Source organism: Ferrovibrio sp. GW821-FHT12D07, from assembly GCF_058807275.1.
Genome location: NZ_JBXAQN010000003.1, coordinates 102,083 through 119,928 on the forward strand (window position 1 = coordinate 102,083; position 17,846 = coordinate 119,928).

Annotated in this window: 19 protein-coding genes; 10 read left to right on the forward strand and 9 right to left on the reverse strand. The window is 59.7% G+C overall.

Going from position 1 to position 17,846, the window contains the following annotated elements; all coding sequences use genetic code 11:
* Nucleotides 1–19: 19 nt before the first annotated feature.
* The 3 genes from motA to AC1RRE_RS18375 all read right to left on the reverse strand — a co-directional run bounded on the left by motA (nt 20) and on the right by AC1RRE_RS18375 (nt 4,105).
* A complete protein-coding gene (gene motA / locus AC1RRE_RS18365) occupies nt 20–880 on the reverse strand; it encodes a flagellar motor stator protein MotA (RefSeq protein WP_492983179.1) in 861 nt (286 codons plus the stop codon).
* A 104-nt stretch (nt 881–984) separates the two neighbouring features.
* Nucleotides 985–3,387: a penicillin acylase family protein gene (locus tag AC1RRE_RS18370; RefSeq protein WP_492983181.1), complete on the reverse strand. Its 2,403-nt coding sequence runs from the start codon at nt 3,385–3,387 to the stop codon at nt 985–987.
* A 130-nt stretch (nt 3,388–3,517) separates the two neighbouring features.
* Nucleotides 3,518–4,105, reverse strand: coding sequence for a hypothetical protein (locus AC1RRE_RS18375; protein WP_492983183.1), 588 nt, complete (start codon nt 4,103–4,105; stop codon nt 3,518–3,520).
* Nucleotides 4,106–4,306: 201 nt separating this feature from the next.
* Between AC1RRE_RS18375 and AC1RRE_RS18380 the strand changes: the two genes are divergently transcribed.
* Nucleotides 4,307–5,221 carry an NAD(P)-dependent oxidoreductase gene (locus AC1RRE_RS18380; RefSeq protein WP_492983587.1) on the forward strand — a complete coding sequence of 305 codons (915 nt, stop codon included), beginning with the start codon at nt 4,307–4,309 and terminating at the stop codon, nt 5,219–5,221.
* 48 nt (nt 5,222–5,269) lie between these two features.
* Here AC1RRE_RS18380 and hemB read toward each other — a convergent pair whose 3' ends face one another.
* From hemB to AC1RRE_RS18395, 3 genes are read right to left on the reverse strand one after another with little or no spacing between them, the layout of a single operon-like run.
* The gene (gene hemB, locus AC1RRE_RS18385) at nt 5,270–6,286 is read right to left on the reverse strand and encodes a porphobilinogen synthase (RefSeq protein ID WP_492983185.1); all 1,017 of its coding nucleotides are present in this window, start codon (nt 6,284–6,286) and stop codon (nt 5,270–5,272) included.
* Nucleotides 6,287–6,514: a helix-turn-helix transcriptional regulator gene (locus tag AC1RRE_RS18390; RefSeq protein ID WP_492983187.1), complete on the reverse strand. Its 228-nt coding sequence runs from the start codon at nt 6,512–6,514 to the stop codon at nt 6,287–6,289.
* 51 nt (nt 6,515–6,565) lie between these two features.
* A complete protein-coding gene (locus AC1RRE_RS18395; protein WP_492983189.1) occupies nt 6,566–8,824 on the reverse strand; it encodes a PAS domain-containing protein in 2,259 nt (752 codons plus the stop codon).
* Between the two features lie 139 nt (nt 8,825–8,963).
* On the opposite strand from AC1RRE_RS18395, the gene AC1RRE_RS18400 reads away from it, so the two are divergent.
* From AC1RRE_RS18400 to mmsB, 3 genes are read left to right on the forward strand one after another with little or no spacing between them, the layout of a single operon-like run.
* Nucleotides 8,964–10,115 carry an isobutyryl-CoA dehydrogenase gene (locus AC1RRE_RS18400; RefSeq protein ID WP_492983191.1) on the forward strand — a complete coding sequence of 384 codons (1,152 nt, stop codon included), beginning with the start codon at nt 8,964–8,966 and terminating at the stop codon, nt 10,113–10,115.
* A gap of 22 nt (nt 10,116–10,137) precedes the next feature.
* The gene (locus AC1RRE_RS18405; RefSeq protein WP_492983192.1) at nt 10,138–11,187 is read left to right on the forward strand and encodes an enoyl-CoA hydratase/isomerase family protein; all 1,050 of its coding nucleotides are present in this window, start codon (nt 10,138–10,140) and stop codon (nt 11,185–11,187) included.
* Nucleotides 11,188–11,215: 28 nt separating this feature from the next.
* Nucleotides 11,216–12,106, forward strand: coding sequence for a 3-hydroxyisobutyrate dehydrogenase (gene mmsB, locus AC1RRE_RS18410; protein ID WP_492983194.1), 891 nt, complete (start codon nt 11,216–11,218; stop codon nt 12,104–12,106).
* A gap of 7 nt (nt 12,107–12,113) precedes the next feature.
* Here the strand turns inward: mmsB and AC1RRE_RS18415 are convergent, their stop codons facing one another.
* The 3 genes from AC1RRE_RS18415 to AC1RRE_RS18425 all read right to left on the reverse strand — a co-directional run bounded on the left by AC1RRE_RS18415 (nt 12,114) and on the right by AC1RRE_RS18425 (nt 13,304).
* A complete protein-coding gene (locus AC1RRE_RS18415; protein ID WP_492983196.1) occupies nt 12,114–12,599 on the reverse strand; it encodes a PRC-barrel domain-containing protein in 486 nt (161 codons plus the stop codon).
* The gene (locus AC1RRE_RS18420) at nt 12,599–12,793 is read right to left on the reverse strand and encodes a hypothetical protein (protein ID WP_492983198.1); all 195 of its coding nucleotides are present in this window, start codon (nt 12,791–12,793) and stop codon (nt 12,599–12,601) included. The genes AC1RRE_RS18415 and AC1RRE_RS18420 overlap by 1 nt, the downstream gene beginning before the upstream one ends.
* A 118-nt stretch (nt 12,794–12,911) precedes the next feature.
* Nucleotides 12,912–13,304: a RidA family protein gene (locus AC1RRE_RS18425; protein ID WP_492983200.1), complete on the reverse strand. Its 393-nt coding sequence runs from the start codon at nt 13,302–13,304 to the stop codon at nt 12,912–12,914.
* Between the two features lie 172 nt (nt 13,305–13,476).
* Here AC1RRE_RS18425 and AC1RRE_RS18430 point away from each other — a divergent pair, with 172 nt between their 5' ends.
* From AC1RRE_RS18430 to AC1RRE_RS18455, 6 genes are read left to right on the forward strand one after another with little or no spacing between them, the layout of a single operon-like run.
* Entirely contained in the window at nt 13,477–13,689 is a 213-nt protein-coding gene (locus AC1RRE_RS18430) for a DUF6898 family protein (protein WP_492983202.1), read from the forward strand.
* Complete coding sequence (locus AC1RRE_RS18435; protein WP_492983204.1) at nt 13,689–14,603, forward strand: ABC transporter permease subunit; 915 nt, start codon at nt 13,689–13,691, stop codon at nt 14,601–14,603. Before AC1RRE_RS18430 ends, AC1RRE_RS18435 begins: the two co-directional genes overlap by 1 nt.
* 1 nt (nt 14,604) lies before the next feature.
* Entirely contained in the window at nt 14,605–15,912 is a 1,308-nt protein-coding gene (gene livM / locus AC1RRE_RS18440) for a high-affinity branched-chain amino acid ABC transporter permease LivM (protein WP_492983206.1), read from the forward strand.
* Nucleotides 15,909–16,736 (forward strand): ABC transporter ATP-binding protein, encoded by an 828-nt coding sequence (locus AC1RRE_RS18445; protein ID WP_492983208.1) that lies wholly within the window; start codon nt 15,909–15,911, stop codon nt 16,734–16,736. Before livM ends, AC1RRE_RS18445 begins: the two co-directional genes overlap by 4 nt.
* Nucleotides 16,736–17,443, forward strand: a complete 708-nt coding sequence (locus tag AC1RRE_RS18450) for an ABC transporter ATP-binding protein (protein WP_492983210.1) — start codon at nt 16,736–16,738, stop codon at nt 17,441–17,443. The genes AC1RRE_RS18445 and AC1RRE_RS18450 overlap by 1 nt, the downstream gene beginning before the upstream one ends.
* Complete coding sequence (locus tag AC1RRE_RS18455) at nt 17,443–17,796, forward strand: DUF6867 family protein (protein WP_492983212.1); 354 nt, start codon at nt 17,443–17,445, stop codon at nt 17,794–17,796. The genes AC1RRE_RS18450 and AC1RRE_RS18455 overlap by 1 nt, the downstream gene beginning before the upstream one ends.
* The last annotated feature ends 50 nt before the right edge of the window (nt 17,797–17,846 follow it).

Consider the following 17,846-nt stretch of genomic DNA (forward strand, 5'->3'; position numbering starts at 1 on the left):
GCTTACTGTTCCTGGCCGGTCAAACTGACTGGACCTTGCTGGTGGCTTCTTCAACTTCATAGAAGCTGGGCCGCACATTCGAGACCAGAGACTTGCGCGCGAATTCGACGGACACGGCCGGTGCATAACCCTGCAAATGAGCGAGCAGGCCGGCTTTCATGCACAGCATGTATTTGGCTTCATGTTCCATGGTGGTCTTCGCCGCGGCGGCCATCGGCGAGACGAAGCCGTATGAAATCAGAATGCCGGCAAAGGTACCGACTAGCGCGCCGCCGATCAGCTTGCCGAGAACTTCGGGTGGCTCGCTGATCGAGCCCATGGTGTGAATAACGCCAAGCACCGCGGCGACGATGCCGAGCGCCGGGAAGCTTTCGCCGAAGGAGGACAGGACGTGAGCAGCCTGATGGTCTTCTTCGTGATGCACTTCGAGTTCCATATCCATCAGGGATTCCATCTCGTGCGGATTCTCGCTGCCCAAGGTCATCAGGCGGAGATAATCGCAGAGGAAGTCCATCGCATGATGGTCGGACATGAATTTGGGGAACTGGGTAAAGAGCTTGCTCTCCTCCGGCTTTTCGATGTGCTGTTCCAGCGCCAACATGCCTTTGCTCTTGGCCAGCTTGAACACGCTGTAGAGCATCGAAAGCAGCTCGAGATAATCATCCTTGGTATAGCGGGGGCCTTTGAAGGCCAGCTTGAAGCCGCCCAGGGCTCGCTTCAGGACGGGTTTCGGAGAACTGATGATCAATGCGCCGACGCCGGCACCAAAGATGATGACGAACTCGAACGGCATCCACAAAACTTCTAGATGGCCGCCGCCGGCGACATAGCCGCCGATCACACTGCCGAGGACGACAATCGCGCCAATAATAGTCAGCATCTCAACACTCCATGCCCGCGTCCGGCGAATCTGTCCGGCGCGTCAACCCGACCCATGTTTATCGTATGCGGGGGGTAAATAGAATATTGAAAAGACGTAATGGTTTACGGGGACTGGCGGCTTATAAGGCGCAGGCGACCCAGTGCCCCGGCCTCGATATCCCCGGGGCGCAGGGACATCGGAATATACTGGTTTCCGCTCCAGGGGCCGGCAAAGTCCCGGTAATTGGGTGACAGGGCATGGCCGGACTGGCCGGTCGAATGGATGAATTGCGAGCGATTCAGGTCCGCGAGGTCATAGATGGCCCGCAGGGAGGCCGCATGGCGATTGGCGAAGGGTTCGGTTTCGTTAGCCAGGTCATTCTGTCCCGTATTCACTGTGAAGGTATCGCCCGGGGTGGGGACGTTGATCTCGAAGAACCGGCGCAGGATTGAAATATTGCTGAAAGGCCGATGAACGGCCTTGGCGTAATGGGCGTCGCCCCAGCGCCAGCGGCCGAGATCGGACCCGTACCGGTTTTTCAGATCGCTCAGCGCCAGATCCAGGGCTTCGGCGATCAGGTCATTGCAGGTGCTGGGAATGCCGGCTGCAACATTGGAACACCATCGCGCCTGGCCATTCTGGTTGGTCAGTATGTTTTTCATCAGCATCGGCCGGGAACGCCAGAGCGGCTGAAAGGTCTCCCCCAGTTCATCTGCCAGTACCAGGCGGGTGAGTTCACGATACCAGGCCTGGAAAATCAGCGGCTCAGCCCGGTTCACGGTCATGTTACCGTCCCAGGCAGCAAGCATGGCATGCGTTGCCTGCAGCTCGTTGTTGTTCGGCGTCCGCTTGGGAGGCGCGGTCAGCATGAGGGGAAGAATATCCGTCGCCATGAGCGAAAGGGTGTCGCCCTGAATCTGGCGGAAACTCTCGACAGAATGGACAGACCGCTCATTCAGGAGCTGCTCGATCCGGCGCGCGCGATAAGGTTCAGCCCATTCCGTTGTGAGGAAATGGGGGTAACTGTCAGGCACGATTTTGTGGTTGGCCGTCACCAAAATGCCGCGCGCCGGATTGTAGCTGCGCGGCAGTTGATCGAAGGGAATGAAGCCAGTCCAGTCGTAGCGGGCGTCCCAGCCGGGCACTGGAGCAAGCCCCTTGATGTCGTTGTCCGGGCGTCGCACCGGAATGGAGCCGGGTGCCAGGAAGCCGATATTTCCCTCGCGATCAGCATAAACGATATTCTGCTGTGGCGCGACATACCGTTCGAAATTGCGAACGAAGCCATTCCAGTCTGCGACGTTCTCCATGCCCAGCAGGGAATCTGCTGTGGTGTCATCGTCACGCAATGCCGTCCACGCAAAAGCCAGCACATAGTCTCCGCCAATAGCGCGTTGTGCGTGCTCGTGCACATCGGAGATAACCGGACCGTGCCGGGTTTCTCTGACGGTTATTGCGACATCGCTTTCACCACGCAGTTTGATAATTTCCTGTCGCGTCGCAAAAGCTGCGCTGCCGGTTGGCGTGATATAGCGGGAGGCATCAGCCGGATCGATTTTCTCGATATAGAGATCTTGCGTATCCGGTCCGGTATTGGTGAAGCCCCAGGCGACGCGGCCGTTGTGGCCCAGGATAATGCCGGGAATACCCGGCAGGGTCGCGCCGATGATGCCGCTGGTTTGCGTTGTAAGATGGGCGAAATACCAAACTGCCGGCGAAGAGAGACCGAGGTGGGGGTCGTTGGCGAGCAAGGGAAGTCCGGTAACCGTACGTTTGCCATTGATCACCCAGTTGTTGGAGCCAATGCCTTCGGGCGGCGGCGGCGGCAACGCCTTCATCAAGGCGTCGACATCAATCGTGGCGGCGACCTGCCGATGAAGGTCGCCAAGTGCGGCCAGCGCAACCGGGCCGTCACCGGGATATGGTGGATAAAACTCTTCGATCTGTTGTTTGCTGAGGCGGCGCGTCAGGCTGAGGCGGGCCAGTTCGCTGCCCCAGTTGCCACTCAGGTCCCAGGCCATCATTTTAAGCCAGCCGAGAGAGTCCGCAGGCGTCCATGGCTCGGGCATCAGGTCGAAGGCCAGAAATTCCGGCGGCAGCGGGGCGCTACGATGGGCGAGAAACGCGTTGATGCCATCCGCATAGGCCTGCAGGTAGCTTTGGGTTTCGGGCATGAGCGTGCCGAATGCGACTTCTGCCTTGCGGCGAATGCCTAGCGTGCGAAAGAATTTGTCTGTGTTCAGGGCCGGCGCGCCGAATACTTCTGCCAGTCGACCAGCCGCGATGCGGCGCTGAACTTCCATTTGCCACAGGCGGTCTTGCGCATGAACATACCCGAGACCGAAGGCGCTTTCATCGCGAGTAGTGGCGCGGACATGCGGGACGGCATGCCGGTCCCGCAGAATTTCTACCGGCGCTGAAAGCGCCCGTTCGACCCGGACTTCACCATTCACATTAGGCAGCGACAGGCGGGCTATGACGTAGATGCTGCCGCCGACGAGCGCGACGAGCAGAACTGCAGCCATAACCAGTCTGAACAACCAACGCATACGTTTCCGCCCGCCGATAAGATACGAGCAGGATTAACAGATTCGCTGGTTGTTTGCAGGTTTGAAATACGCTGGCGGCTATGCAGCCGGGGATGGCCGGCTCAGGTCAGGCGACGGCCAGTTCGCGGGCGCCGACGAGCGTATTCAGGGCGCTGGTAAAGGCAGCGGTGGCGGCCCGGGCAACGCCGGACGGGGCCGGCGTGGGGGCAGGCGCGGTGTTGGCCGTGCTGCCACCCTGACCGAAGCTCACGGCAGGGGTTTCGGCAGACGTGTCGGCCTTATCCGCTGCGCTGCCGATGATGCGCGGGGCATTGGCATCGCCTGAATGCTGCTGGTCGCCAGAATCCTGGTTGGCAACGCGCAGATCGGAGTCATCAGGCAGGTTCTGCGCATATTCGCGCACCGCACGCGGACTAGGATACTGCTGCTGCACTTCACCGGTCTGGCTGTTGCGAATTTCAACGATTGCCAGACGTGTCTTGATATCGACCCGGATGAAGGGACTGACGAAAACTGCTGCGATCTGGGAGGAAGAAACATCAACTTCTTCGCCGCCGGTAGTGCCGCGACGCGACGACGCGGCCGCAAACCCGATGGTTGCAGCAGACGGTCCTTCAGTACTTCGAGCAGTATTGCGGGCAATCGCACCGGTACTGCTCGACGCGGCGTAACTGCCGATAGTGTCGAGCGGCATGATGGGTTTCTCCCACGCCAGGAAAGGGTAACTCAGCCTTTTATTTACTATAATTACCCCTGTCCCGCAAGTTGAAATTGTATGAAGCATGCAATCAAACGCGGTAGAGGGCTATGCGGGGGTTAACCAAGAGTAATTGCCCCCGTTGATATCTTGATGCAAACTGTTCCATCGGATAGGTTTTTTAAACTAACTAGTTAAATATTCAGGGTTTTTAGGGAGAGGCGAATGGCGAAGGTTGCATTTATTGGTCTTGGCGTGATGGGCTTCCCCATGGCCGGGCATTTGGTTAAGGCCGGGCATACGGTGACAGTCTGGAACCGCTCCCAAGGCAAGGCGGACCGCTGGGTTGCCCAGCATAAGGGGCAGAAGGCATTAACCCCTAAGGAGGCCGCCGCGGGGGCCGAATTCGTCATGGCCTGTGTCGGGAATGACGATGACCTGCGTTCAGTCGTGTATGGCGATACCGGAATTCTGGCGGGTCTGGCCAAGGGCGCGGTCTTTGTCGATCACACCACCGCTTCGGCGGATGTGGCTCGCGAAATCGGTGAGAAGGCCAAGGCTGCCGGGCAGGCCTTCATCGATGCGCCGGTCTCAGGCGGTCAGGCCGGCGCAGAGAACGGTCAGCTGACCATCATGTGCGGCGGCGATGCCTCGACCTATGAGAAGGTCAAGCCGGTGATCCAGGCCTATGCGAAGATGCAGAACCTGATGGGGCCGACTGGCAGTGGTCAGCTTACCAAGATGATGAACCAGATTTGCATTGCCGGTCTCGTGCAGGGCCTGGCGGAAGCACTGGCCTTCGGTCGTGCTTCGGGTCTGGACCTGACCAAGGCTGTAGAAGTCATTTCCAAGGGCGCGGCAGGATCGTGGCAGATGGACAATCGCCACAAGACGATGATCGAAGGCAAATTCGACTACGGCTTTGCCGTCGACTGGATGCGCAAGGATCTCGGTATCTGCCTGGCTGAAGCGCGGCGTAACGGCGCCAGCCTGCCGGTGGCGGCACTGGTTGACCAGTTCTATGCCGAAGTGCAGCAGATGGGTGGGAATCGCTGGGATACGTCCAGCCTGATCGCCCGCCTTGAAGCGACCAAGACGGCCAAGAAGTTCTGATTGTCAGAGTGATGCCGGTGGCAGCAGTTCTCAGGACTGCTGCCCCGGTTATTTCTTCTCGGCGATCATCCGGGCGACATCACGCGCAAAGTATGTCAGCACGCCATCGCAGCCCGCACGCTTGAAAGCGAGCAGGCTTTCAAAGGCGACTTTGGTGCGGTCCAGCCAGCCACGCTCGGCCGCGCCAGCCAGCATCGCGTATTCTCCCGACACCTGATACGCGAAGGTCGGCAGGTGGAAAGCCTGCTTCACACGCCAGCAGATATCGAGATATGGCATGCCTGGCTTGACCATCACCATGTCGGCGCCTTCGGCCACATCCAGCGCAACTTCGCGCAGGGCTTCGTCGCCGTTGGCAGGGTTCATCTGGTAGGTGCGCTTATCGCCGACGCCGAGATTGACCGACGAACCGACGGCATCGCGGAAGGGACCATAGAAGGCCGAGGCGTATTTCGCGGCATAAGCCATCAACTGGACATGACGCACGCCGTCGCGCTCGAAAGCCGTTCGGATGGCACCGATGCGGCCGTCCATCATGTCGGAAGGGGCGATAATGTCGCAGCCGGCCTGTGCCTGGATCAGGGCCTGCTGTACCAGCAATTCCACGGTTTCATCGTTGAGGATTTCGCCATCACGCAGCAATCCGTCATGGCCATGGCTGGTATAGGGATCAAGGGCCACGTCACAAAGCACACCGAGGTTTTTCGTCGCAGCCTTGATGGCGCGCACGCTGCGGCAGACGGTATTCTCCGGATTGAGGCCTTCGCGGCCATCCTCGGTCTTCAGTTTCGGATCGGTGGCAGGGAAGAGGGCAATGGCCGGAATGCCAAGCGCCTCGGCTTCCTTTGCGCCCGTCACAGCGGCATCGATGCTCAGGCGCTCGACGCCGGGCATCGAGGGAATGGCGGCATTGGATTTACCGTCATGGACGAAGATGGGCCAGATCAGGTCGTCGACGCTGAGGCGGTTTTCCGCCACTAGCCTGCGGGTCCAGTCAGACTGGCGCAGACGGCGGAGGCGGGACGCGGGAAAGGCAGGGGGCTGGGTAATCGGCGGATTGCTCATTCACAAAGCTTTATCAAACCGCTCCTGAAACGCAATCCAGACCCAGGGGGATGTGCCGAAAATCCGCCCTAATCGCAGGGCAAGTCCAAAGGAGATCGGGCGTTCGCCGGACAGAACCAGTCGCAGCAGCTTGCGGGGGATATGGGCTTCCCGCTGGAAATCGTCCGGATCGGTGCCGCGGGCGACAATTGCCCGTTCGAGAAGAACACCTGGATGGATCGGCAGCATGTCGGAACTCCATACCGTGATGACGGCATGGAGAATCATGCGCTGCGTTGGTTAATGTCCCGTAACGCCGCCGCCATTTCCGCGCGGGGTGCGGCCGGCAAGCCGATCAAACTGATTGACCAGGTTGGTGACATCCTTATCAAGCGGCTCGGGGGGCAGCAGGGTTGCGGCATCGTTTGCCGGCGGTGGTGCAGCAGCCTGTGCCTGCTGGTCAGCAAGTTTGGCTGTAAGCTCCACATCTTCGCGGCAGCGCACTGTGAACCAGAAAGTCGAGCCTTCGTTAGGGGCACTGACGACACCGATCTCGCCACCCATCAGATGTACCAGGTGGCGGCAGATCGTCAGCCCCAGGCCCGTGCCGCCATAGCGACGGGTCATGGAAGCATCTGCCTGCGTAAAGGGCTCGAATAGTTTGTTCTGCTGGTCGGCCGCGATGCCAATGCCGGTGTCACGGATGGCGCAGTGCAGCATGAACTCGCCATTCTGCAATGGCGTCGCCGTTATGGTGATGGTTACGCTGCCGTTCTCGGTAAATTTGATGGCGTTGCCAATCAGGTTGATCAGAATCTGCCGCAGGCGCAGTGGATCGCCGATCACATGTTCCGGCACATTCTCGGCCAGATCGAGCATGAGCTGGTTGTTGTTGTCCCGGGCTCTTGGCGCCAGCAGAGCCATGACATTGTCAATGCTTGGTCGCAGGTCGAAGTCGATCGCTTCGATTTGCAGCTTGCCCGCTTCCAGCTTCGATACGTCGAGAATGTCGTCGATCAGGCCAAGCAGGTCACGAGCGGACTGATGCGCCACTTCCGCATAGCGCTTGAGAGCGGGTTCCAGTTCACTGCGATGGATCAGGCTCAGCATGCCCAGCACACCATTCATGGGCGTGCGAATCTCATGGCTCATCATTGCCAGGAAGCTGGACTTGGCGCGATTGGCGGATTCAGCGGCATCCTTGGCCAGCACCAGTGCCTGCGCAGTTTCGGCCAGCTTGACGGACTGCTCTTCCAGCATCTGACGCTGCCATTCCAGCTCATTCACCTGGCGGCGGATCTGGTCGACGTCCTCGAGGCTGCCGGTCATCCGAACCGGGCGGCCGGCGTCATTGCGGGCAACTTCTGCGCGCCCTAGGACCCAGATGTAACGCCCGTCGGAGCGCTGGATGCGGAATTCGATATCATAAGGCTTGCCATGACGAAGACTGTCCTCGGCATGCTTTTGCAGCATGGTAAGATCGTCAGGATGGACCAGGTCATTGAAGGCATGAATGGTGGTGCGTGAGGCCAGCAGGTTGTTGTCTTTTCCGTCCTGCAGGTAATTGGCGACGATCAGCAGGTTGCCACTGGCGAGATCCCAGTCCCAGATGCCCAGGCGGCTGCTGCGTGCGGCGGCCTGGAACAGGTTGTTGCTGGCCTCGAGGGCTGCATGGGCGCTTTCCATGGCGCGCTGCTGCAGCATGACGCGGGCTGAAAGTGCCATCAGTCCCGCGATCATATAAGTCGCAACAAGACAGGCCGTGAAGGACAGCGCCGGCACCAGATGATCGGATGTGGTGGCGACATTGGCCTGCCACAGTACGAAAGACGCCAGGATCCCGCCGATCAGGATGCCGGCCTGGCCGATGAGCAGTGGCGCGGGGGCGACGGATGGCGATGGATGGTAGGTTCGCGCTGCACCTGCCGCGCCAAGCAGCAACAGCATGATGGCGCCGTCAGGCAATGCCGCTGCATGCATCGTCCAGGCCGGACTCTGCGGCAAGACGTCCAATGCACCGATGGTCAACGTGAGCGCCAGTGCCAACAGCGTCATGGCATTTGACCAGCCAAGCGGGACATTGCTGACAGTGGCTCGGCCCGCGGCGGGAATATAGAGGCGGATAGACGCCAGCAGGAAACCAAAGGCGACCAGCGGTCCCATATGGCCGGACCAGAGTGCAGGCGCGACCGGGGAGATGGATGTTCCAGCCTGTCGAAGATCCAGGTGCTGCAGGAAGGCGACGATGCTTACGATGGCCAGAAGGCCGAGCGCCAGCGCGAGCAAACGCGACACGCGGCCAGCACTGTCCCGGGTGAGCAGCGACAGGGCGGCAAGAATGGCACAGGCCGTGATATCGATATGAATGGGTGGCTGACCCGGCAGCCAGGCAATAGTGCTGCTACCGCTGAAGAATGCAGTCGCCAGCAGGACGGCGGACAAACCGAGCATCAGCCCGGCCGTACCATAGGCGAGGCCACGCAACGGCCAGCCGATACCGGTGCCGGTATCCGGTAAAGCTGGGGTTGGTGACGATGGCAGCATCAGCGTAAGTGCCAAAAAACGGTTGGTTTATCCTGCGGCGAAACTAGCATGCGGGTCGATCTCATGCGACTCTGTTGCGGTCCATTGACGTTGCGGCGGCGCGTTGACGGACGTGGAACGGGCAATTAAGACCCGTTTAAAGGGAGAAAAGAGAATGCTGTTCGAGCTTACGGAGGATCAGCGGGCGATACAGGACACGGCGCGGCGCTTCGCGACCGACCGGATGCAGCCCAACGCCGCGCGCTGGGACGAGGACAAGCATTTTCCGGCAGATGAATTGCGCGAAGCCGCCAGCCTCGGTTTCGGTGGTATCTATGTGCAGGAGGATGTCGGTGGTTCCGGCCTCAGCAGGCTCGATGCCGCCCTGATCTTCGAAGAACTCGCAGCCGGCTGTACCTCAACCGCCGCCTATATCTCGATCCACAACATGGCTGCCTGGATGATTGACCGCTTCGGCGGTGAAGAGCAACGGCGGAAGTTCCTGCCGGACCTCTGCCGGATGCAGACATTCGCGTCTTACTGCCTCACCGAGCCGAATGCCGGCTCCGATGCGGCTGCTCTGCAGACCAGGGCGGTGGATGCCGGCGACCACTATGTGTTGAATGGTACCAAGGCGTTCATTTCGGGCGGCGGCCGCTCGGACATATATGTGTGCATGGTGCGGACTGGGGAGCCGGGCTCGCGCGGTGTCACTTGTCTTATCGTGGAGAACGGCACGCCAGGTCTGTCCTTCGGCGCGCAGGAACGCAAGCTGGGCTGGAACAGTCAGCCGACTGCCATGGTGATCTTCGAGGACTGCAAGGTGCCGAAGGCCAACCGGATCGGTGCGGAAGGCGAAGGTTTCCGGATTGCCATGGCTGGCTTGGATGGTGGCCGCATCAATATCGGTGCCTGCTCGCTGGGCGCGGCCAAAGCCTGCCTGACGGCTGCGCGCGAATATGTCGTCACACGCAAGCAGTTCGGCAATGCCATCGCCAATTTCCAAGCGACACAGTTCAAGCTGGCCGACATGGCCACCGATCTGACGGCCGCCCGGCTGATGATCCGCCAGGCTGCGGCCATGCTGGACGCAAAAAGTCCGGATGCCACCATGCACTGCGCGATGGCCAAGCGCTTCGCCACCGATGCCGGCTTCGCCATCTGCAACGAGGCACTGCAGCTCCATGGCGGGTATGGCTATCTGAAGGATTATCCGATCGAGCGGTATTTGCGCGACGCGCGTGTCCATCAAATTCTGGAGGGCACTAACGAGATCATGCGCGTGATCATCTCGCGCGCGCTGCTCTCCGGATCATTCCACGATTGATTATTTCCAGCTCAAGGTTCCCATGACTCAGGACATTCTGTTTTCAGTTCAGAACGGCGTCGGCATCATCACGCTGAACCGGCCCAAGGCGCTGAACGCGCTGACGCATGACATGTGCATTCCGCTGGAGCAGAATCTGCGGGCCTGGGCGAAGGATGCTGCTGTGAAGGCGGTGATCATCAAGGGCGAAGGTGAGCGGGCCTTCTGCGCCGGCGGCGATATCCGCAAGCTGGCCGACCGCAGCCCGGAAGGCGCTACCTATCGCAAGCAGTTCTGGCATGACGAATATCGCTGCAACACCCTTATCGGTGAATATCCAAAGCCGTTCATTGCGCTGATCGACGGCATCTTCATGGGCGGTGGTGTGGGGCTGTCGGTTCATGGCAGCCATCGCGTGATTAGCGAGCATGCACATTTCGCCATGCCGGAAACCAGCATCGGTCTCTTTCCCGATGTGGGCGGCACATATTTTCTGCCCCGTTGTCCGGGTGAGCTGGGGCTTTATCTTGGCCTGACCGGTGCGCGTCTTAAGGGTGCAGACATCACGACGACCGGCATTGCCACTCATCACGTGCTGCGTGAGCAGATGCCGGCGCTGGAGCAGGCGCTGATCACGGCGTCGCCGACCGACAAGGCCGCTGTGGATGCCGTGGTGGTGAAATTCGCCAGCGATCCCGGCCCGTCGCCATTGACCAATCTGAAGTCGCAGATTGATAAGCTGTTTGCCGGCCAGAGCGTGGCAGAGATCATTTCCGCTCTTGAGGCCGAAGCCTCGCCCTTCTCGGTGGAGCAGGCCTCGATCATCCGGGGCAAGTCGCCGACATCGGTGAAGCTGACCTTCGCGCAACTGCGGCGCGGCCGTTCGCTCGATCTGCGCGATTGCATGAAGCTCGAATGGCGCATCTGCAACCATGTGGCACTGGGCCATGATTTCTATGAAGGCGTGCGCGCCGTGATTATCGACAAGGATCACCGACCGAAATGGCAGCCTGCCCGTCTGGAAGATGTCAGCGATGCCGACATCGAGGCCTATTTCGCCCCGGTTCCGGGCGGCGATCTCAAGTTTGACTGAACAAGAAAAAGATCAGGCGGAGGATATCATGGCGAGTATCGGCTTTATCGGCGTCGGCAACATGGGCGGCCCGATGGCGCGCAATCTGCTGAAGGCCGGCTATACAGTGAAGGCCTTCGATTTGGCTGCCGACCTGGTGCAGAAGGTCGTAGAAGCCGGCGGTGTTGCGGCTGCCAGTGCACAGGATGCTGCAAAGGATGTGGATGCCGTGGTGACCATGCTGCCGGCCGGCAAGCATGTGCTGGGTGTCTATACCGGCGAGAAGGGCATCCTAGCCGTAGCGCGTCCCGGCACGGTTTTCATCGACAGTTCGACCATCGACGTGCGGTCTGCGCGGGAGGCGATCTCTGCCGCCGAGGCCAAAGGTATGCTGATGCTGGACGCCCCGGTTTCGGGTGGGATCGCGGGGGCCGAGAACGCGGCATTGACCTTCATGGTGGGCGGCACGGATGCAGCCTTTGCCAAGGCCAAGCCGATCCTGGAAGCCATGGGTAAGAAGATCGTTCATGCCGGCGGTGCGGGGAACGGTCAGGTTGCCAAGATCTGCAACAACATGGTGCTGGGCATCACCATGGTCGGCATTTCGGAAGCCTTCGTCATGGCGGAAAAGCTCGGCCTGTCGGCGCAGGCCATGTTCGACATCGTGTCCAGTTCATCTGGCGGCTGCTGGGCGCTGGCGAACCATTGTCCTGTCCCGGGTCCTGTACCGGCTTCGGCTGCCAACCGCGATTATAAGCCCGGCTTTGCCGCGGAGCTGATGCTGAAGGACTTGAAGCTGTCGCAGGAGGCTGCGCGCAGCGCCAAGGTGCAGACGCCGCTGGGCTCTGAAGCCACGGCGCTCTATGCCGAATACGTGGATACGGGGAATGGCTCGAGCGACTACTCGGGCATCATCCGGATGATCCGCGATCTAGGCTGAAACGGGCTTAGCTGCCCTGACGTTTCGGCGGGGTGAATTTCGCAAGACCGCGGAGTTCATCCTTGCTGAGCGCCGTAACGAAGAATGCGTCCGCATCCTTGCGCTCGAAGCGGACCTGCTTCCATTCGATCTCTACCTTGTCTTCGGCCAGGCCAAGCAGCTTGTCGATGCCGACGATCAGCGAGATCACATGCCCCTCGCGATCCATGATCAGGTTATCCACCGTTCCCAGCGTGTCGCCATTTTCATGGCGCAGCTTCGTACCGATGACCACGACCTGCTCGGTGCTGAGCTTGGGCATGTTTTCTTCAACCGAGAAATCCGGCGCCTTGGTCTTTTCGCCCTGCGGCACGCCGGGTTCGGCATTCGGGCCGGGCACTGCCGCACGCGGCTGGCGGGGCGCTGGCGATTCCTGCTGCGGGGCGGGCGCCTGGGCGAAAACCAGAGCAGGCTGCGCCAGGATGATAGCGGCGATGACGAGGGCGGTGCGCATTACCGGCGCTCCACCGTTGCATTCACGGCCATGACCTTCGGCATGCTGTAGGGCTGGCCCGACTGGCGGAGATCGTCACCCCAGAGGCTGGCAGCTTCGTGGTGGCGGGGAGCGGTCTGGAACCATTCGTTGAAAGCTACGAAAGGCAGGGCAGCGATGCAGGCGGCAAACAGGATGAGGATGGCTTCGCGCATGGTTCTATTCTCCCTTTGGGAGGCAGGCCGTCCGTCAGGCGGCCATTCATGAACCAAACGTTAATGCGCCAGAGCGGTTCCAGCGGGGAGCTGGGACAAAACCGTGAGAAAAGCTGTGTCAGGCCGGAAGGACGGCTGTGGCTTCGATTTCGACCTTGGCGCGGTCTTCCAGTAGCGCGGTGACTTGTACCAGCGTCATCGCAGGATAATGGCGTCCCAGAATCTCACGGTAGACTTTCCCAAGATCTGCGTTGCGCTCCATGTAGTCGCGCTTGTCGACCACATACCAGGTCAGACGGACAATATGTTCTGGACGCGCCCCGGCTTCCGCCAGTACACGAACAATGTTGCGAAGGGCCTGTCGTGTCTGATCGACCAGATCATCACTTTCGAATTCGGATTCCGCAGTCCAGCCGATCTGGCCGGCGATAAAGATCATTCGCCCCTCGGCAGCGATGCCGTTGGCATAACCCTTGGGCTTGGCCCATTCCGCCGGATTGAGAATCTTCATGCTGCGCCTTCGCGTGATCCAAAGTATTTTATATATAAAATATATTGGCCGAACAAGCCGATTCCACGATTATGTTTCCCTCAGGGAACCACCTACAGGCGTAAGTCGGTTCAACAGATGAAAGTTGCATAAAGCTTGAGCCCGGTTGCAAAGCGATGGTAACAGAGAAGTTATGTCACACGCGACAGGGAGCGGTGGCGGAGGTGCAATCATTGAATTTCGTCGCGTCGGGGCGGCGTTGAAGGTGATTGCAGTCGATCCGGCAACCGGCATGGAAGTATCTGTAATCGGCGACCCACGGGTGTCGGAGCAGGAACTTGCACGGCTGGCAGTCCAGAAACTCCGTTACAGGCTGGCCAAGCAGCAAAGCGACAACGGGGGATAATGGAGTATTTTATTCAGCAGCTGATCAACGGTATCACGCTGGGCGCGGTTTATGCGCTGATCGCCATCGGATACACGATGGTTTACGGCATCATCGGCATGATCAATTTTGCTCATGGCGAAATTTACATGATCGGCGCCTTCATCGCCGTCATCGGCTTTTCGATCCTGGGACTGGTTGGTGTGACCTGGGTCCCGTTCGCGCTGGTGATCGTGTTGATTGTTTCCATGGTCGTCACCGGCCTGTATGGCTGGACCGTTGAGCGCATCGCCTATCGGCCATTGCGCGGATCGTCCCGTTTGGCGCCGCTAATCTCGGCCATCGGCATGTCGATTTTTCTGCAGAACTACGTACAGATTGTGCAGGGCGCTCGTATCAAGCCGTTGCAGCCGATGGTGCGTGGCGGCATCGAACTGATGAAGGGTGAGACCTTCTCGGTCACGCTCAGCTATCTGCAGGTCATGATCGTCGTGCTGACGCTTGCACTGATGATCGGGTTCTCCTGGCTGATTGCGGCAACGCCGCTTGGCCGCGCCCAGCGTGCCTGCGAACAGGACCGCACCATGGCTTCGCTACTGGGCGTCAATACGGATCGGACGATCTCGCTGACGTTTGTCTTGGGCGCGGTGTTGGCTGCCGTTGCCGGCGTGATGGTGTCGCTTTATTACGGCGTGGTTGATTTCTATATCGGCTTCCTCGCCGGGTTGAAGGCGTTCACGGCGGCTGTTCTTGGCGGTATCGGCAGCCTGCCCGGCGCCATGTTGGGCGGATTGCTGATTGGCCTAATCGAGGCTTTCTGGTCGGCTTATTTCAGCATCGAATATAAGGATGTCGCGGTCTTCGGCATTCTGGTGGTGGTGCTGATCTTCCGTCCCACCGGATTGCTCGGCCGTCCGGAAGTCGAGAAGGTGTGACATGAGCATCGTCGAACGTTTGCGCGATGCCTTCATGGGCGCGGTTGTCGCCGCCATTCTTGCCCTGCCGCTGATGGGTTTCGAAACCGTCGATACCGGCGGTCCGCTCGGGATCAAGATTCGCTTCGACTGGGTCGCCTATGCCGCCATTGCGGTCTTCATCGGCCGTTTCAGCATGCGCTATGCTCTCGACTGGCGCCGGGCCTATCGTGAAAAGATCGCACAGGAAGTTGCGCCAGCCGAGGCGGTGACCCGCAAGTCGCTTCTCAGCGATCTCGGCCGCAAGGCAGACAAATGGCTGATGCCGGCACTGATCGGCTTTGCGATCATTCTGCCGTTCATGCCATTTGCCAGTCGTACGGTGGTTGATCTGGCCACAGTCGTGTTGATTTACGTCATGCTGGGCTGGGGCCTCAATATTGTGGTCGGTCTGGCTGGCCTGCTCGATCTGGGGTATGTCGCCTTCTATGCGGTCGGCGCTTATACCTATGCCTTGCTCTCGCAGCATTTCGGTTTTGGCTTCTGGGCCAGCCTACCGCTCGCCGGACTGTTTGCCGCCACCTTCGGCGTCATTCTCGGTTTCCCGGTCCTGCGTCTGCGTGGCGACTATCTCGCCATCGTGACGCTGGGTTTCGGCGAGATCATCAGGGTGATTCTGCTCAACTGGTCACCCGTGACCGGTGGCCCGAATGGCATCAGCGGCATCCAACGTCCGTCATTTTTCGGCATACCTTTTACCAGTACGCCGCCGGATGGTGTGAAAGCCTTCCACGAGATATTCGGTTTAGAGTTCAGCTCAGTCCACCGCATCATTTTCCTGTATTACGTGATCCTGGTATTGGCGCTGATCACCAATCTGTTCACGATGCGCATTCGCAAGCTGCCCGTCGGTCGCGCCTGGGAAGCACTGCGCGAAGATGAGATCGCGTGCAAGGCTCTGGGCATCAACCCGACCAATACAAAACTGACCGCCTTTGCTATCGGGGCGATGTTCGGCGGCTTCGCGGGCAGCTTCTTCGCCACGCGTCAGGGCTTCATCAGCCCGGAAAGCTTCAGCTTCATTGAATCGGCCGTGATTCTGGCAATCGTGGTGCTGGGTGGCATGGGTAGTCAGGCCGGCATCGTACTGGCCGCCGCCTTCCTGACACTGCTGCCCGAAATCGCCCGTGAATTCTCGCTGTTCCGCATGCTGGCTTTCGGTGCATCCATGGTGCTGATCATGGTCTGGCGTCCGCAGGGCCTGCTGTCGTATCGCGAGCCGACAATACGCCTCTCACCCCGAACGGCAGCAGGGGAGGCCAAATCATGAGCGCGCCTGTCCTGCTGAAGGTCGAGCATCTCACCATGCGGTTCGGCGGCCTGATTGCTGTCAACGACGTGTCCTTCGATGCGATGCCGAACCAGATCACGGCGATCATCGGCCCAAACGGTGCCGGCAAGACGACGGTGTTCAACTGCATTGCCGGCTTTTACAGACCCACGGTCGGCCGGTTGCTGCTCGACAACAACGGTAAGTATTTTCATCTCGAGCGCATGGCCGGCAATGATATCGCCGGCAAGGCACGGGTGGCGCGCACGTTCCAGAATATACGGCTATTCCCGAAAATGACGGTGCTCGAGAATCTGATTGTCGCTCAGCATAACCGGCTGATGCGCGCTTCAGGCTTCACGCTGCTCGGTCTGGTCGGATGGCCGGGCTATGCCAAGGCTGAGGCCGAAGCGGTGGAACGCGCACGCTACTGGCTGGAACGTACCCATCTGACGGCAGCCGCCGATGAAGAAGCGGGTAGTCTGCCCTATGGTGGCCAGCGCCGGCTCGAGATCGCGCGCGCTATGTGCACCGAGCCCGTGCTGCTTTGTCTTGATGAACCGGCCGCCGGTCTGAATCCGCGAGAGTCGGCCGAACTGAATGCCTTGCTGCGTTTCATTCGGGATGAGCACAAATGTGGCGTCCTGCTGATCGAGCATGACATGAGTGTCGTGATGGAAATTTCAGACCATATCGTTGTGTTGGATTACGGCAAGAAGATCGCCGACGGCACACCAGAAGCCGTGCGCAACGATCCCGCTGTCATCCGCGCCTATCTGGGCGAACCGGAAGATGGTGCGGCTTCCGCAAAGGGAGCCGTCTGATGCTGAAGGTTGCGGGCCTGCATACTTACTACGGCGCCGTGCATGCGCTCAAAGGCGTTGATCTTGAAGTCGGGAAGGGTGAGATCGTTGCCCTGATCGGTGCCAACGGTGCCGGAAAATCCACGCTACTGATGAGCCTTTGCGGCAATCCGAAGCCGCGCCATGGTTCGGTCCATCTGGCTGGTGAGGACATCACTGGCGTTGCGACGCATACACTGGTACGCCGCGGCATGGCGCATGCACCGGAAGGCCGGCGCATCTTCCCGCGTATGACCGTGCTGGAAAATCTCCGTATGGGTGCGGTAGCCGGTGATCCGGCGCATTTCGACAGCGATATCGAGCGCGTCTTCACACTGTTCCCGCGTCTGAAGGAGCGTCGCGAGCAGCGGGGCGGCACCTTGTCGGGTGGTGAGCAACAAATGCTGGCGATCGGTCGTGCCTTGATGAGCCGACCGCAGTTGCTTCTGCTCGATGAGCCCTCGCTCGGTCTTGCGCCGCTAGTGGTAAAGCAGATCTTCAGCATCATCGAAGAAGTCAATCGTGAAGGTATGACGGTGCTACTAGTCGAACAGAATGCCTATCACGCACTCAAGCTGGCGCATCGGGGCTATGTGTTGGTCAATGGCCGCATCACCATGAGTGGCAGCGGCGCCGAGCTGCTGGCCAACGAGCAAATCCGTGCGGCCTATCTTGAGGGAGGGCATTGATGCTCAACGCCATCCTCGGTGAAAGTATCTGGGTCTTCCTGGGCCTGACCGTCGTTCTGGTCGGTGGTTGCTCTTTCCTGATGGGGCAGGCCATTGCTGCCACATGGCGACCGTACTGGCAGATTCTGCCCTACAGCTTTGTTCTGGCTGCGGCCAACCGCTTTCTGGCCTTTTCGCTGTTCAAGGAGCAGCTCCTGGTCATCATTCCCTACCTCATTGGGGTGATTGTGGTCTGGGCACTGGCTACACTCGGGTATCGCCTTACCCTCGTCGACCTGATGGTTCACCAGTATCCGTGGCTCTATGAGCGCTCCGGACTGCTCGGATGGCGCGAAAAGCAGGGGGCACCCTAGGTTGTTGCCCAGCCTGCCCAGACTGATCTAGACTTTCATTCAGTTTCATA

Excerpts from the sequence above, each read along its gene's own strand:
- AC1RRE_RS18375 (WP_492983183.1), bottom strand. The coding sequence starts at position 4,105 with ATGCCGCTCGACACTATCGGCAGTTACGCCGCGTCGAGCAGTACCGGT.
- AC1RRE_RS18370 (WP_492983181.1), bottom strand. The coding sequence starts at position 3,387 with ATGGCTGCAGTTCTGCTCGTCGCGCTCGTCGGCGGCAGCATCTACGTC.
- AC1RRE_RS18445 (WP_492983208.1), top strand. The coding sequence starts at position 15,909 with ATGAGCGCGCCTGTCCTGCTGAAGGTCGAGCATCTCACCATGCGGTTC.
- AC1RRE_RS18425 (WP_492983200.1), bottom strand. The coding sequence starts at position 13,304 with ATGAAGATTCTCAATCCGGCGGAATGGGCCAAGCCCAAGGGTTATGCC.
- mmsB (WP_492983194.1), top strand. The coding sequence starts at position 11,216 with ATGGCGAGTATCGGCTTTATCGGCGTCGGCAACATGGGCGGCCCGATG.
- AC1RRE_RS18450 (WP_492983210.1), top strand. The coding sequence starts at position 16,736 with ATGCTGAAGGTTGCGGGCCTGCATACTTACTACGGCGCCGTGCATGCG.
- hemB (WP_492983185.1), bottom strand. The coding sequence starts at position 6,286 with ATGAGCAATCCGCCGATTACCCAGCCCCCTGCCTTTCCCGCGTCCCGC.
- AC1RRE_RS18420 (WP_492983198.1), bottom strand. The coding sequence starts at position 12,793 with ATGCGCGAAGCCATCCTCATCCTGTTTGCCGCCTGCATCGCTGCCCTG.
- AC1RRE_RS18430 (WP_492983202.1), top strand. The coding sequence starts at position 13,477 with ATGTCACACGCGACAGGGAGCGGTGGCGGAGGTGCAATCATTGAATTT.
- AC1RRE_RS18400 (WP_492983191.1), top strand. The coding sequence starts at position 8,964 with ATGCTGTTCGAGCTTACGGAGGATCAGCGGGCGATACAGGACACGGCG.
- AC1RRE_RS18435 (WP_492983204.1), top strand. The coding sequence starts at position 13,689 with ATGGAGTATTTTATTCAGCAGCTGATCAACGGTATCACGCTGGGCGCG.
- AC1RRE_RS18415 (WP_492983196.1), bottom strand. The coding sequence starts at position 12,599 with ATGCGCACCGCCCTCGTCATCGCCGCTATCATCCTGGCGCAGCCTGCT.
- motA (WP_492983179.1), bottom strand. The coding sequence starts at position 880 with ATGCTGACTATTATTGGCGCGATTGTCGTCCTCGGCAGTGTGATCGGC.
- livM (WP_492983206.1), top strand. The coding sequence starts at position 14,605 with ATGAGCATCGTCGAACGTTTGCGCGATGCCTTCATGGGCGCGGTTGTC.
- AC1RRE_RS18405 (WP_492983192.1), top strand. The coding sequence starts at position 10,138 with ATGACTCAGGACATTCTGTTTTCAGTTCAGAACGGCGTCGGCATCATC.
- AC1RRE_RS18390 (WP_492983187.1), bottom strand. The coding sequence starts at position 6,514 with ATGCTGCCGATCCATCCAGGTGTTCTTCTCGAACGGGCAATTGTCGCC.
- AC1RRE_RS18455 (WP_492983212.1), top strand. The coding sequence starts at position 17,443 with ATGCTCAACGCCATCCTCGGTGAAAGTATCTGGGTCTTCCTGGGCCTG.